The sequence below is a fragment of the Pseudomonas sp. CFBP 5748 genome (assembly GCF_053850495.1).
This window is the reverse complement of the sequence record NZ_JBSPTN010000015.1, coordinates 1-14,510: the sequence shown is the minus strand read 5'-3', so window position 1 is coordinate 14,510 and position 14,510 is coordinate 1. Positions and strand designations below refer to the sequence as shown.

The following is a 14,510-nucleotide window of genomic DNA, read 5'->3' as shown; positions in this document are numbered from 1 at the left end:
GGTCCACCGCTCCGACGGTGGCCCACTTTTGTATAGGTGTAGTTGCGATGAAACGTGTAGGTCTGATCGGTTGGCGCGGCATGGTCGGTTCCGTGCTCATGCAGCGAATGCTGGAAGAGCAGGATTTCGATCTCATTGAGCCGGTGTTTTTCACCACTTCCAATGTCGGTGGCCAGGGCCCGTCCGTGGGCAAGGACACCGGTGTGCTCAAGGATGCCTACAGCATCGACGAGCTCAAGACCCTCGACGTGATCCTGACCTGCCAGGGCGGCGACTACACCAGCGAAGTCTTCCCCAAGCTGCGTGAAGCCGGCTGGCAGGGTTACTGGATCGACGCTGCGTCCAGCCTGCGCATGCAGGATGACGCGGTGATCGTCCTCGACCCGGTAAATCGCAAGGTCATCGACCAGCAGCTGGACGCGGGCACCAAGAACTACATCGGCGGCAACTGCACCGTCAGCCTGATGCTGATGGGCCTGGGCGGCCTGTTCGAAGCCGGGTTGGTGGAGTGGATGAGCGCCATGACGTATCAGGCGGCTTCCGGTGCCGGCGCGCAGAACATGCGTGAGCTGATCAAGCAGATGGGCGCGACCCACGCCGCCGTCGCCGATGACCTGGCCAACCCGGCCAGTGCCATCCTGGACATCGACCGCAAGGTCGCCGAGGCGATGCGCAGCGATGCGTACCCGACCGAGAACTTCGGCGTGCCGTTGGCCGGCAGCCTGATCCCGTGGATCGACAAGGAACTGCCTAACGGCCAGAGCCGTGAAGAGTGGAAGGCCCAGGCCGAAACCAACAAGATCCTCGGTCGCTTCAAGAGCCCGATCCCGGTGGACGGCATCTGCGTGCGCATCGGCGCCATGCGCTGCCACAGCCAGGCGCTGACCATCAAATTGAACAAAGACGTGCCGATCGCCGATATCGAAGGGCTGATCAGCCAGCACAACCCTTGGGTCAAGCTGGTGCCGAACAACCGCGAAATCAGCATGCAGGAGCTGAGCCCGACCAAGGTCACCGGCACCCTGAATGTCCCGGTAGGTCGTTTGCGCAAACTGAACATGGGTTCGCAATTCGTCGGAGCCTTCACCGTCGGCGACCAACTGCTGTGGGGCGCGGCCGAACCGCTGCGTCGCATGCTGCGGATCCTGCTCGAGCGTTGATTGATCACTGCTGTGAAAGAACCCGTGCCTTGTGAGAGGTGCGGGTTTTTTATTGGCAGTTGTGTGTCAGGGCTCGCGATGAGGCCGGTAAAGTCACTACGCATTTCCTGCCAATTGCCTGCATACCCACCACCCGGTAAAGTGCCGCTCCCCACGTTTTACCTGAGGTAGACCCATGAGCCAGTCCTTTGATATTGCCGTGATCGGCGCCACCGGTACTGTCGGCGAAACCCTCGTCCAGATCCTCGAAGAGCGGGACTTCCCGGTCGGCAACCTGCACCTGCTGGCCAGCAGCGAGTCGGCAGGCAGTTCGGTGATGTTTCGCGGTAAAAACGTGCGGGTGCGAGAGGTCGATGAATTCGACTTCAGCAAAGTCCAATTGGTGTTCTTCGCCGCCGGGCCAGCGGTGACCCTGAGTTTTGCACCGCGTGCCACGGCGGCCGGTTGTGCGCTGATTGACTTGTCCGGTGCCTTGCCGCCGGAGCAGGCGCCGCAGATCGTGCCCGAAGCCAACCCGCAGGTACTGTCTGGTTTAAGCAAGCCATTGCAAGTCAGCAGCCCCAGTGCTTCGGCTACCGTATTGGCGGTCGCGCTGGCACCGTTGCGCGAATACCTGGATTTACAGCGTATCAGTGTGACCGCCAGCCTCGCCGTGTCGGCCCAGGGCCGTGCCGCCGTCAGTGAGCTGGCGCGCCAGACCGCCGAGCTGCTCAACGCCCGCCCATTGGAGCCGAAGTTCTTTGACCGGCAGATGGCGTTCAACCTGCTGGCCCAGGTCGGCACCCCGGACGAACAGGGCCATACGCAACTGGAAAAGCGCCTGGTTCGCGAGTTGCGCCAAGTGTTGAATCAACCTTTATTAAAGATTTCCGTCACTTGCATTCAAGCCCCGGTGTTTTTCGGCGATAGCTTTAGCGTGACTGTGCAGTCTGCGAACACCATCGACCTGGCCAAGGTTAACGCAGCCCTGGAGGCGGCGCCCGGGATCGAGCTGGTGGAGGCGGGCGATTATCCGACTCCGGTGGGTGATGCGGTGGGCCAGGATGTGGTCTACGTTGGCCGCGTGCGGGGCGGTATCGACGATCCGGCTGAACTAAATATGTGGCTGACGTCAGATAACGTGCGCAAGGGCGCAGCGCTCAATGCAGTGCAGGTGGCTGAGTTGTTGATAAAAGACCTGCTGTAAAAGATACTTGGCAACAATTTGTCGAATGATTCTAGCTGGGCGCTATGCTTGGCCAGAGCGTTGAAGGCGAACATCCCTGCGGGGACTTGCCCGGGGCATGAGTGAAACGATCGCGCGCACCGTCGCTTCGGGGCTGCGCGCAATGCCTTACGGCAGCGACATCAACACCTTCTCGCTGGCCGAGGAATGTTCAAACAAAGGAAGAGGCTATGGTTCAAGTTCGCAAACTGGTGTTAGCAATAGCGGCCGCCTCGGCGCTGTCCTCCGGTATGGCGCAAGCGCTCGGGCTCGGGGAATTGACCCTGAAGTCGCCGCCGAACCAGCCTCTGGTCGCCGAGATCGAGTTGCTTGATGTCCAGCAACTGACGGCTGCCGAAGTCGTGCCGAGCCTCGCCTCGCCTGAGGAGTTCGCCAAGGCCGGGATCGACCGCCAGGCCTTTCTCAATAACCTGAGCTTCACCCCGGTGATCAATGCCAATGGCAAAAGCGTCCTGCGGGTAACGTCCAGCCAGCCGCTGTCCGAGCCGATGGTCAAGTTCCTGGTGCAGGTGATGTGGCCCAACGGCCGTCTGCTGCGCGACTACAGTGTGTTGCTTGATCCGTCCAAGTTCTCGCCACAGGCCGCCGACGCCGCGCAAGCGAAGCCGCCTCAGGTTGTGTCCACGCCGGTCACCGGGGCTACCAAGCCTTCCCAGTACACCACCACGCCGCGCGATACCCTGTGGGAAATCGCCGCGAAGGTGCGTAACGGCGGCTCGGTCCAGCAAACCATGCTGGCGATCCAGGCGTTGAACCCGAAAGCGTTCATCAATGGCAATATCAACCTGCTCAAGACCGGTCAGGTGCTGCGTCTGCCGGACCCGGTGCAAAGCACTGCGCTGCCGCAACCCCAGGCTATCGCTGAAGTGGCCGCGCAGAATGCCGCCTGGCGCCAGGGGCGTCCGGGCGTGGCGCGCAATGGCCAGCAGCAGTTGGATGCCACCAAGCGTGGTCGTGGTGATGGCGCACCGGCACAGGCTGCCGGTCGCGATAACTTGAGCCTGGTGTCGGCTGAGGCTGCGAAGGCGGGTACCAAGGGTAAGGGCAAAGGTGCTGCGGGTGATGCCCAGGCGCTGAGCAACCAGCTCGCGGTTACCCAGGAAAGCCTCGACTCGGCTCGTCGCGACAACGAAGAGCTGAAAAGCCGCATGGCTGATCTGCAAAGCCAGCTGGATAAGCTGCAGCGCCTGATCGAGCTGAAGAACAATCAACTGGCCAAGATGCAGGCTGAAGGTGCCGCTGTTCCTCCTGCTGGCGAGCCGAACCCGGCGATGTCGGCAGAATTGACCCCCGCGCCTTCGGCACAAACCCCGCCGGCAGCACCTGCGCCCGAGGCGACGCCTCCTGTTGCACCGGTTGAAACCCCGCCTGCTGCTGCCAATGAGCAAAAGTACAACGACTTGCTGACCAATCCGGTCCTGCTGGGCCTGGTTGGCGGTGGTGCGCTGATCCTGCTGTTGCTGCTGTTGTTGCTCGCCCGTCGCCGCAAGGCCCAGCAGGAAGCCGAGAAGCACCTGCGCATGGCACGAGCCCTCGAGGAGGAGGCGGACTTCTCCCCGGAGCTCGATCTGCCCCCGAGCAGCTTCGAGGGCATTGATGTTCCACCGCCAAGCGTAAAACTTGAGCCTAAACCTGCGCCAGCGCCAGCACCCAAGCCGGCCCCGCTGGTTGCGCCTGTGATCGTCACGCCACCGATCGCCGCGCCGTTGGTGGCTCCGGCTGCCGATTGGTCCGACGACGTATTGCCCCAGGCCCAGTCGCATATCGATCGTGGTCGCTTGAACCAGGCGGCTGACTTGCTTGAGCAGGGGATTAAGGCCGAGCCTCAGCGCAGCGACTTGCGGCTTAAGTTGATGGAAGTCTACGGCCAGCAGGGCGACCGTGACGCCTTCGTCGCCCAGGAGCGCCAACTGGTGGCCAATGGCGAAAACTATGCCCAGGTCGAGCAGCTCAAAAGTCGTTTCCCAGCCATGGTGGTCGCGACCACCGCCGGCCTGGCCGCAGCGGCAGTGGCCGCGGAGCTGGACGCGCAGTACGTCAAGGATCTGCTGGAAGACACGTCGCCGACTGATGAGGAACTCGACAGTGCCTTTGACCTGAGCCTGGATGATATGGAGGCAACACCGGTCGCGCCTGCACCAGAGCCCCTCGCCGAGCTGGACGCGTTCCCGGAAGACGACGACCTGAGTTTCGAGTCGGTGCTCAAGCAGCAGACCGAAGCCAGCGAAAGCCTGGACGACCTGTCAGAGTTTGACCTGGACCTGGGCGCCGATGCTCCGGCACCGATCCCGGCACTCGACGATGAAGACTTCCTGCTGGACTTGGACGACGATCTCAAGGGTTTGGACTTACCAGCAGCCGAGACCCCGGCTTTGGCCGACACCCCGGCCGACGACCTCGAACTACCGGCGGATTTCGATCTGTCCCTGGCCGACGAAATGGACGCCCAGGACAAGCCAAAGGATGCTTTCGAGTCCGAGCTGGATGATGTCAACGCCGAGCTGGATCGCCTGTCTGACGACCTGAGCACGCCGACCTTCACCGCTGAAGACGCTCTGGTTGGCGCTGAAGACGAACCGGACTTCGATTTCCTCAGTGGCACCGACGAAGTGGCGACCAAGCTCGATCTGGCCCAGGCCTACATCGACATGGGCGACAACGACGGCGCCCGGGACATCCTTGGTGAAGTCCTCAGCGAAGGCAACACCACGCAGAAGAGCGAAGCACAGGAAATGTTGTCGCGCCTGGTCTGAGAGGATCGGGTGAACAAGAACGGCAGCCGATGAGGCTGCCGTTTTTGTTTGGGGCAGGGGAGGTAGTGGCGTTTGGGCTGGCCCCATCGCGAGCAAGCTCAGTTCCCATGGGGATTTGTGCTGGACACAGGATTTGTGAGCACCCGAGAGCCCCTGTGGGAGCGAGCCTGCTCGCGATGGCGTCAGTCCATCCGGTACAGGATCGACTGTTGCACTGGCATCCCACTCAGCCGGCCTTATAATGCCCGCCTTTGCGTACCTCAGCAGGCTGTAATTCCTTGGCAAACATAGACAACCCGGCCGCCGAAATGGCGGCCGACGGCTTTTTCCGGATCGCCCTGGGCGTTGAATACAAGGGCTCGCGCTATCGCGGCTGGCAGCGTCAGGCTTCCGGCGTATTGACGGTGCAGGAAACCCTTGAGAATGCGCTGTCCAAAGTCGCCGACTCACCTGTGTCGCTGCACTGTGCCGGCCGTACCGATGCCGGCGTGCATGCCTGCGGCCAGGTGGTGCATTTCGACACCCAGGTCGAGCGTTCGATGAAGGCTTGGGTGATGGGCGCCAATATCAACCTGCCTCACGACGTCAGCGTCAGTTGGGCCAAGGTGATGCCGGCGCATTTCCACGCGCGTTTCAAAGCCATCGCCCGACGTTATCGCTACGTGATCTACAACGATCAGATCCGCCCGGCACACCTCAACGAAGAAATTACCTGGAACCACCGTCCGCTGGACGTCGAGCGCATGGCCGAAGCCGCGCAATACCTGGTCGGGGTCCACGATTTCAGCGCCTTCCGCGCCGGTCAGTGCCAGGCCAAGTCGCCGATCAAGGAGCTGCATCATCTGCGCGTGACCCGTCACGGCAAGATGATCGTGCTCGACATCCGTGCCAGCGCGTTCCTGCACCACATGGTGCGCAATATTGCCGGCGTGCTGATGACCATCGGCGCCGGTGAGCGTCCGGTGGAATGGATCAAGGAAGTACTCGAAAGTCGTATCCGCCGCTCCGGTGGCGTAACAGCGCATCCGTTTGGCCTGTATCTGGTGCAGGTGGAATATCGCGATGAGTTCGAATTGCCGCAGCGTTACATCGGGCCACATTTCCTCACTGGCTTCTCGGAACTCGACGGCTGACGCCCTCCGTAGCATTTGCTACCATCCGGGACTTTCACGGATTTGCCTGAGGTTTTAACGACATGTCGGCCGTTCGCAGCAAGATTTGCGGGATCACCCGCGTCGAGGACGCGTTGGCGGCGGTCGAGGCTGGGGCCGATGCCATCGGGCTGGTGTTTTATGCCAAGAGCCCGCGCGCGGTGACGGTGCAGCAGGCGAGGGCGATCATCCAGGCCTTGCCGCCGTTTGTGACCCCGGTGGGCCTGTTCGTCAACGCCAGTCGTTGTGAGCTGGGAGAAATACTCGACGCGGTGCCGCTGGCCCTGTTGCAGTTTCACGGCGACGAGGCCCCGGCCGATTGCGAAGGCTGGCATCGTCCGTACATCAAGGCGTTGCGGGTCAAGGCTGGGGATGACATAGCCGCCAGCTGCGAAGCCTACGCCAGTGCCAGCGGCATTTTGCTGGACACCTATGTCGAAGGCGTTCCCGGCGGTACGGGTGAGGCGTTTGATTGGTCGCTGGTGCCCCAAAGCCTGAGCAAACCGATTATCCTGGCCGGTGGCCTGACAGTGGATAACGTGGCTGAAGCCATCCGCCGGGTTCGCCCTTACGCAGTGGACGTGAGCGGTGGAGTGGAGCAGAGCAAGGGCATCAAGGATCCGGACAAGATTCGTGCGTTCATGGCCGCTGTACGCAGTAGCCAGTCGTCAATGTGACGGCTGGCAGACTGCCGCCGTCCATACCAGCACTGTACAAAGCAGGCAGGTGCCGCCTCCGGGTGGGCCAATAGCGAAGTGGCAGCCGCGGTGCAGCGGTTGCCGGGATGGTTGAGGAAGGTTGGGTTGCACGCAGGTCAAGTTTCGCGCTGACCGTGGCGGCCCCTCGACTCGCCGCACAATGAATTTAGCTCAAGGGCATACGCGGGGCCGCGAACCAAAGCGTTCGGGCCGCCGGTACTGGAGAAAGAAAGCATGAGCAACTGGTTGGTAGATAAACTGATCCCTTCGATCATGCGTTCCGAGGTGAAGAAAAGCTCGGTGCCTGAAGGTCTGTGGCACAAATGTCCATCCTGCGAAGCGGTGCTGTACCGCCCCGAGCTGGAAAAGACCCTGGATGTTTGCCCCAAGTGCAACCACCACATGCGCATCGGCGCCCGTGCCCGTATCGACATCTTCCTGGACGCCGAAGGCCGCGTGGAACTGGGCGCCGACCTGGAGCCAGTGGACCGCCTGAAATTCCGCGACGGCAAGAAGTACAAGGATCGCCTGACCGCTGCCCAGAAGCAGACCGGTGAAAAAGATGCCCTGGTGTCCATAAGCGGCACCCTGTTGGGCATGCCGGTGGTGGTTTCGGCCTTCGAATTCTCGTTCATGGGCGGTTCCATGGGGGCCATCGTCGGCGAGCGCTTCGTTCGTGCCGCCAACCATGCCCTGGAAAACCGTTGCCCGATGATCTGCTTCGCCGCTTCCGGCGGTGCGCGGATGCAGGAAGCGCTGATCTCCCTGATGCAAATGGCCAAGACCTCCGCGGTGCTGGCGCGTCTGCGTGAAGAGGGCATTCCGTTCATCTCGGTACTGACCGACCCGGTCTACGGCGGCGTTTCCGCCAGCCTGGCCATGCTCGGCGACGTGATTGTCGGCGAGCCGAAAGCCCTGATCGGTTTCGCCGGCCCGCGCGTGATCGAGCAGACCGTGCGCGAAAAACTGCCGGAAGGCTTCCAGCGCAGCGAGTTCCTGCTGGAGCACGGCGCCATCGACATGATCATTCATCGCCAAGAGCTGCGTCCGCGCCTGGGCAACCTGCTGGCTCAGCTGATGGGCCTGCCGACGCCGAAATTCGTCGCCGCACCGATCGAGCCGATCGTGGTTCCGCCGGTGCCTGCAGGCCTATGACCCAACGTACCCTGGGCGATTGGCTTGCCTACCTCGAGCAGTTGCATCCATCGGCCATTGACATGGGGTTGGAGCGCTCGCAAGCGGTAGCGTCCCGCATGGGGCTGGCCAAGCCGGCGCCCCGGGTCATCACTGTCACCGGCACCAACGGCAAGGGTTCGACCTGCGCCTTCGTGGCCTCGCTGCTGCGGGCCCAGGGGCTGAGTGTCGGTGTCTACAGTTCGCCGCACCTGCTGCGTTACAACGAACGGGTGCAGGTCAACGGCGTCGAGGCCACTGACGCCGCGCTGTGCGAAGCCTTTGCCGCGGTGGAAGCCGGGCGGGGCGAGATTTCCCTCACTTATTTCGAGATGGGCACCCTGGCGGCGTTCTGGCTGTTCGCTCGCGCCGGCCTGGATGCCGTTGTGCTGGAAGTCGGCCTGGGCGGGCGGCTGGACACGGTCAATCTGGTGGATGCGGATATTGCCTTGGTCACCAGTATCGGTGTGGACCATGCCGACTACCTGGGCGATACCCGCGAATCCGTGGCTTTCGAGAAGGCTGGCATCTTTCGCCAGGGCGCGCCTGCGCTCTGTGGCGACCTCAATCCTCCTCAGCCGTTGCTGGACAAGGTCCGCGAATTGAGCTGCCCGTTCTTTCTGCGCGGGCGGGATTTCGACCTGGCGCTGACCGAGCAGTATTGGCAGTGGCGTGGCAGTGATGCCCAGGGCAACCCGGTGGAACTGCGCGATTTACCGCTGCTGGACCTGCCGATGGAAAACGCCGCGCTGGCACTCCAGGCCTATCTGTTGCTGGGCTTGCCGTGGGATGCCGGGCAAATCAGCGCAGCGTTGCAAGCGACTCGCGTGGTCGGGCGTCTTGATCGTCGTCAGTTCGACTGGCAGGGCAAAAGTCTGAACCTGATGCTGGATGTCGGCCACAACCCCCATGCGGCGCAGTACCTGGCCGAGCGCTTGGCGCGGCGGCCGGTAGCGGGGCGGCGTCTGGCGGTGTTCGGGTTGCTGGCTGACAAGGATCTGGATGGCGTTGTCGATGCGTTGGGTGCTAGTGTCCAGCATTGGGCGGTGACGCCGCTGGATTCGCCGCGTTCGCGTCCGGCGACTGAATTGCAGGCAGCTTTGCAGCGTCGCGGTGCTTCGGTGCAAGCCTACGACAATGTGGCCGCCGCCTTGGAAGGGCAGTGCGCCCTGGCGACCGGCGAAGACGAGATTCTGCTGTTCGGATCATTTTTTTGTGTTGCCGAGGCCCTTCAATGGTTGGCCCGGCGCACCACGGAGGAAGCTGCAGATGGCATTGCTGGATAAGGCGTACAAGCAGCGCATGGTGGGGGCCTTGGTGTTGGTGGCCCTGGCGGTGATTTTCCTGCCGATGCTGTTTTCCCGTCAGGATGAGCAGCGCCAGGTCACGGTCGAAGCGCCGGCCGCGCCCCAGGCGCCGTCTGTACCGCCTGTGCAGGTCGAACCGGTAGCGGTGCCCGAGCCACAAGCGTTGCCCCAGGAGCCCGTTCCGAGCGACGAGGAGCTGGCGGAGCAACCGCCTGTGCCTTCCACGCCGATTGCACCCGCGCCTGCTGCACCTGCTGCATCGAGCAAACCGCCTGCTGCGCCAACGGCCGTTCCTGCGGCACCGGCGATCAAGCCAGCGCCAACCCAGCCAATTACCGCAGCTACGCCCAAGCCAGACACCACGCAGCGTCGCGTGGATGCCAACGGCCTGTCGGTCAGTTGGTCAGTGCAACTGGCCAGCCTGACCAGTCGAGAAAGCGCCGAAAGCCTGCAAAAAAGCCTGCGTAGCCAGGGTTACAACGCCTACATCCGCTCCGCCGATGGCAAGAATCGGGTGTTTGTCGGGCCGCTGATCGAACGTGCCGAGGCCGACCGCCTGCGCGACCTGCTCAGCCGCCAGCAGAACCTCAAGGGTTTCGTGGTGCGCTTCCAGCCAGAGCGCGGTTAACGGCGATTTAGCTGATTTGAATCGTGCAGCTTACCGACAGCCCTGCGCTCTGCTAAAATGCGCCGCCTTATCCGTCTGTAGGCTGCACCGTGCCATTTACCTGGGTTGACTGGGCGATCGTTGCGATCGTCGCCATCTCCGCATTGATCAGTCTGAGCCGTGGCTTCGTCAAGGAAGCTCTCTCGCTGCTGACCTGGATCATCGCGGGGGTCGTAGCCTGGATGTTTGGTGGTTCGCTGTCCCAGTACCTCGCCGGATACATCGAAACTCCGTCGGCCCGCGTGATCGCGGGCTGTGCCATCTTGTTTATCGCCACCTTGCTGGTCGGCGCAATGATCAATTATCTGATCGGCGAACTGATTCGCGTCACCGGGCTTTCCGGGACGGACCGGTTCCTGGGCATGGCCTTCGGCGCGGCGCGTGGCGCGTTGCTGGTGGTCGTGGCCGTCGGGCTCTTGAGCCTGGGGCCGGTACAGCAGGATACGTGGTGGCAGGAGTCCCGGCTCGTGCCACAATTTCTATTGGTCGCAGACTGGTCCAAAAACCTGATCCTGGGTTGGAGCAGTCAGTGGCTTGCCAGCGGTATCAGCGTACCCGCTGAAATACCGTTCAAGGAACACCTCTTGCCGATGGCCAAAACGCCGCAGTAAGTGTTGTTCAGTTCAGATCCATTAAGTAGGGGTTGCGTCGCATGTGTGGCATCGTCGGTATCGTCGGTAAGTCGAACGTCAATCAGGCGCTGTATGACGCGCTAACCGTGCTCCAGCACCGCGGCCAGGACGCTGCCGGTATCGTGACCAGCCATGACGGCCGGTTATTCCTGCGCAAGGACAACGGCCTGGTGCGTGACGTGTTCCATCAGCGTCACATGCAGCGCCTGGTCGGTCACATGGGCATTGGCCATGTGCGCTACCCGACTGCGGGCAGCTCGACTTCGGCTGAAGCCCAGCCGTTCTATGTCAACTCGCCGTACGGCATCACCCTGGCGCACAACGGCAACTTGACCAATGTCGAACAGCTGGCCAAGGAGATCTACGAATCGGACCTGCGTCACGTCAACACCAATTCCGACTCGGAAGTGATGCTCAACGTGTTCGCCCATGAGTTGGCCCAGCGCGGCAAGCTGCAGCCTACCGAAGAAGACGTGTTTGCTGCCGTGACCGACGTGCACAACCGTTGCGTGGGCGGTTACGCGGTGGTGGCGATGATCACCGGCTACGGTATCGTCGGTTTCCGTGATCCCCACGGCATCCGCCCGATCGTGTTCGGCCAGCGTCACACCGACGAAGGCGTCGAGTACATGATCGCCTCCGAAAGCGTGTCCCTGGACGTGCTGGGCTTCACCCTGATTCGCGACCTGGCCCCGGGCGAAGCGGTCTACATCACTGAAGATGGCAAGCTGCACACCCGTCAGTGCGCGACCAATCCGAGCCTGACCCCGTGCATCTTCGAACACGTCTACCTGGCGCGTCCGGATTCGATCATCGACGGTGTCTCGGTCTACAAGGCCCGCCTGCGCATGGGCGAGAAGCTGGCCGACAAGATCCTGCGCGAGCGTCCGGATCACGACATCGATGTGGTCATCCCGATCCCGGACACCAGCCGCACCGCGGCCCTGGAGCTGGCGAACCACCTGGGCGTCAAGTTCCGCGAAGGCTTCGTGAAGAACCGCTATATCGGCCGTACCTTCATCATGCCAGGCCAGGCCGCGCGGAAAAAATCCGTACGCCAGAAACTCAACGCCATCGAGCTGGAATTTCGCGGCAAGAACGTGATGCTGGTGGATGACTCCATCGTGCGCGGCACCACGTGCAAGCAGATCATCCAGATGGCCCGTGAAGCCGGTGCCAAGAACGTGTATTTCTGCTCGGCGGCCCCGGCCGTGCGCTACCCGAACGTCTACGGCATCGACATGCCGAGTGCCCATGAGCTGATCGCTCATAACCGCACTACCCAGGACGTGGCCGACCTGATCGGCGCCGACTGGTTGATCTACCAGGACCTGCCGGACCTGATCGAAGCGGTCGGTGGCGGCAAGATCAAGATCGAGCACTTCGATTGCGCGGTATTTGACGGCAAGTACGTCACCGGCGACATTGACGAGGCCTACCTGAACAAGATCGAGAACGCACGTAACGATGCGTCCAAGGCCAAGACTCAGGCGGTCAGCGCGATCATCGATCTGTACAACAACTGATTAACCAACCGGCCCTGAGGGGCCGGTTTGCGTTTAAACCGATTTCAGGAGTGACAGCATGAGTCAGGATTGGGATGCCGGTCGGCTGGACAGCGACCTTGAAGGCGTAGCGTTCGATACCCTGGCGGTTCGCGCTGGTCAGCACCGTACACCGGAAGCCGAACATGGCGAACCGATGTTCTTTACCTCCAGCTACGTGTTCCGCACCGCTGCCGATGCGGCGGCACGGTTTGCCGGCGAAGTGCCGGGCAACGTTTACTCGCGCTACACCAACCCCACCGTGCGGGCTTTCGAGGAGCGCATTGCCGCCCTGGAAGGCGCCGAGCAAGCCGTGGCCACTGCCACCGGCATGGCGGCAATCATGGCCGTGGTGATGAGCCTGTGCAGCGCCGGTGACCATGTATTGGTGTCGCGCAGCGTCTTTGGCTCGACCATCAGCCTGTTCGAGAAGTACTTCAAGCGCTTCGGTGTGGAAGTCGATTACGTGCCCCTGGCGGACTTGTCCGGTTGGGACGCCGCCATCAAGGCCAATACCAAACTGCTGTTTGTCGAATCGCCTTCCAACCCCCTGGCTGAGCTGGTGGACATCGCCGCGCTGGCGGAAATCGCCCACACCAAGGGCGCCATGCTGGTGGTCGATAACTGCTTCTGCACTCCGGCGCTGCAACAGCCGCTGAAGCTGGGTGCGGACGTGGTGGTGCATTCGGCGACCAAGTTCATCGATGGCCAGGGCCGTTGCATGGGCGGCGTGGTGGCCGGTCGTAGCGAGCAGATGAAAGAGGTGGTGGGCTTCTTGCGTACCGCCGGGCCGACCCTCAGCCCATTCAACGCCTGGATCTTCCTCAAGGGCCTGGAAACCCTGGGCCTGCGCATGAAAGCCCATTGCGCCAACGCCCAGGTTCTGGCTGAGTGGCTGGAACAGCAGGACGGCATCGAGAAAGTGCATTACGCCGGCCTCAAGAGCCATCCGCAGCATGACCTGGCTGCGCGTCAGCAGCGTGGTTTCGGCGCGGTGGTGAGCTTCGAGGTCAAGGGGGGCAAGGAGGGCGCCTGGCGCTTCATCGACGCGACCCGACTGATCTCCATCACCGCCAACCTGGGTGACAGCAAAACCACCATCACCCATCCGAGCACCACCTCCCACGGCCGTCTGTCGCCCCAGGAGCGTGAAGCGGCGGGCATCCGCGACAGCCTGATCCGCGTCGCGGTCGGCCTGGAAGACGTGGCCGACCTGCAAGCTGATCTGGCCCGTGGGTTGGCGGCCTTGTGATCGAGCTGGCAACGCCGCCCAGCGGCACTCATGGCCGGGTCGCACTGGTTACGGGCGCCGCACGCGGCATCGGCCTGGGCATCGCCGCCTGGCTGATCTGCGAAGGCTGGCAGGTGGTACTGACCGACCTGGATCGCGAGCGCGGTTCCAAGGTCGCGAAGACGTTGGGCGATAACGCCTGGTTCATCGCCATGGACGTGGCGGACGAGTCGCAAGTCGCCACCTGCATTGCCGAAGTGCTCGGGCAGTTCGGGCGTCTCGACGCGCTGGTGTGCAACGCGGCTATCGCTGACCCGCACAACATCACCCTGGAAAGCCTGGACCTGGCTTACTGGAATCGAGTCCTGGCGGTGAACCTGGGCGGGCCGATGCTGCTGGCCAAGCACTGTGCGCCGTACCTGCGCGCCCACAACGGTGCCATCGTCAATCTGGCCTCGACCCGCGCCGCGCAATCGGAACCCGACACCGAGGCCTATGCGGCGAGCAAGGGCGGTTTGCTGGCCTTGACTCACGCCTTGGCGATCAGCCTCGGGCCGGAGATCCGGGTCAACGCTGTCAGCCCCGGTTGGATCGACGCGCGAGATCCGTCCCAGCGGCGTGCACAGCCGCTGACCGATGCTGATCATGCCCAGCATCCGGCCGGCAGGGTCGGTACGGTAGAGGACGTGGCGGCGATGGTGGCGTGGCTGTTGTCGCGCAATGCCGGTTTCGTCACGGGCCAGGAGTTCGTGGTGGACGGTGGCATGACCAAGAAAATGATTTATAAGTGAGGGCGGTTGCGGGTGCCGTTTGAAACTGTTTTGAAAAAACTTCAACCCTGCTATTGACTTAGCTTCGGTACCTGCGTAAATTTCGCGGCCTCAACGAAGCAAAGGGTGATTAGCTCAGCTGGGAGAGCGTCTGCCTTACAAGCAGAATGTCGGCGGTTCGATCCCGTCATCACCCACC

General features: G+C 62.4%; 12 protein-coding genes and 1 tRNA gene. All 13 read left to right on the top strand.

Features of this window, described 5'->3' with window-relative positions:
- Positions 1-47: 47 nt before the first annotated feature.
- The 13 genes from asd to ACWNZ1_RS25470 all read left to right on the top strand — a co-directional run bounded on the left by asd (position 48) and on the right by ACWNZ1_RS25470 (position 14,508).
- Entirely contained in the window at positions 48-1,160 is a 1,113-nt protein-coding gene (gene asd / locus ACWNZ1_RS25530) for an aspartate-semialdehyde dehydrogenase (RefSeq protein WP_135846296.1), read from the top strand.
- A gap of 175 nt (positions 1,161-1,335) precedes the next feature.
- Positions 1,336-2,346 (top strand): aspartate-semialdehyde dehydrogenase, encoded by a 1,011-nt coding sequence (locus tag ACWNZ1_RS25525; protein WP_256453465.1) that lies wholly within the window; start codon positions 1,336-1,338, stop codon positions 2,344-2,346.
- Positions 2,347-2,555: 209 nt separating this feature from the next.
- Complete coding sequence (locus ACWNZ1_RS25520; RefSeq protein ID WP_256453464.1) at positions 2,556-5,138, top strand: FimV/HubP family polar landmark protein; 2,583 nt, start codon at positions 2,556-2,558, stop codon at positions 5,136-5,138.
- Between the two features lie 308 nt (positions 5,139-5,446).
- Entirely contained in the window at positions 5,447-6,271 is an 825-nt protein-coding gene (gene truA, locus ACWNZ1_RS25515; protein ID WP_135848040.1) for a tRNA pseudouridine(38-40) synthase TruA, read from the top strand.
- A gap of 62 nt (positions 6,272-6,333) precedes the next feature.
- The gene (locus tag ACWNZ1_RS25510; protein WP_135846293.1) at positions 6,334-6,966 is read left to right on the top strand and encodes a phosphoribosylanthranilate isomerase; all 633 of its coding nucleotides are present in this window, start codon (positions 6,334-6,336) and stop codon (positions 6,964-6,966) included.
- 255 nt (positions 6,967-7,221) lie between these two features.
- Positions 7,222-8,142, top strand: a complete 921-nt coding sequence (accD, locus tag ACWNZ1_RS25505) for an acetyl-CoA carboxylase, carboxyltransferase subunit beta (RefSeq protein ID WP_135846292.1) — start codon at positions 7,222-7,224, stop codon at positions 8,140-8,142.
- The gene (gene folC / locus ACWNZ1_RS25500; RefSeq protein WP_256453462.1) at positions 8,139-9,446 is read left to right on the top strand and encodes a bifunctional tetrahydrofolate synthase/dihydrofolate synthase; all 1,308 of its coding nucleotides are present in this window, start codon (positions 8,139-8,141) and stop codon (positions 9,444-9,446) included. Before accD ends, folC begins: the two co-directional genes overlap by 4 nt.
- Complete coding sequence (locus ACWNZ1_RS25495; RefSeq protein ID WP_135846290.1) at positions 9,430-10,095, top strand: SPOR domain-containing protein; 666 nt, start codon at positions 9,430-9,432, stop codon at positions 10,093-10,095. The genes folC and ACWNZ1_RS25495 overlap by 17 nt, the downstream gene beginning before the upstream one ends.
- 89 nt (positions 10,096-10,184) lie before the next feature.
- Positions 10,185-10,745: a CvpA family protein gene (locus ACWNZ1_RS25490; RefSeq protein ID WP_003179770.1), complete on the top strand. Its 561-nt coding sequence runs from the start codon at positions 10,185-10,187 to the stop codon at positions 10,743-10,745.
- 41 nt (positions 10,746-10,786) lie between these two features.
- On the top strand, positions 10,787-12,292 hold the full coding sequence (gene purF / locus ACWNZ1_RS25485) for an amidophosphoribosyltransferase (RefSeq protein WP_003203840.1): 1,506 nt from the start codon (positions 10,787-10,789) through the stop codon (positions 12,290-12,292).
- Positions 12,293-12,350: 58 nt separating this feature from the next.
- Positions 12,351-13,562 (top strand): O-succinylhomoserine sulfhydrylase, encoded by a 1,212-nt coding sequence (locus ACWNZ1_RS25480; RefSeq protein WP_280944224.1) that lies wholly within the window; start codon positions 12,351-12,353, stop codon positions 13,560-13,562.
- A complete protein-coding gene (locus ACWNZ1_RS25475; protein WP_135846288.1) occupies positions 13,559-14,332 on the top strand; it encodes an SDR family oxidoreductase in 774 nt (257 codons plus the stop codon). The genes ACWNZ1_RS25480 and ACWNZ1_RS25475 overlap by 4 nt, the downstream gene beginning before the upstream one ends.
- A 103-nt stretch (positions 14,333-14,435) precedes the next feature.
- Positions 14,436-14,508, top strand: a tRNA-Val gene (locus ACWNZ1_RS25470).
- Positions 14,509-14,510: the final 2 nt, after the last annotated feature.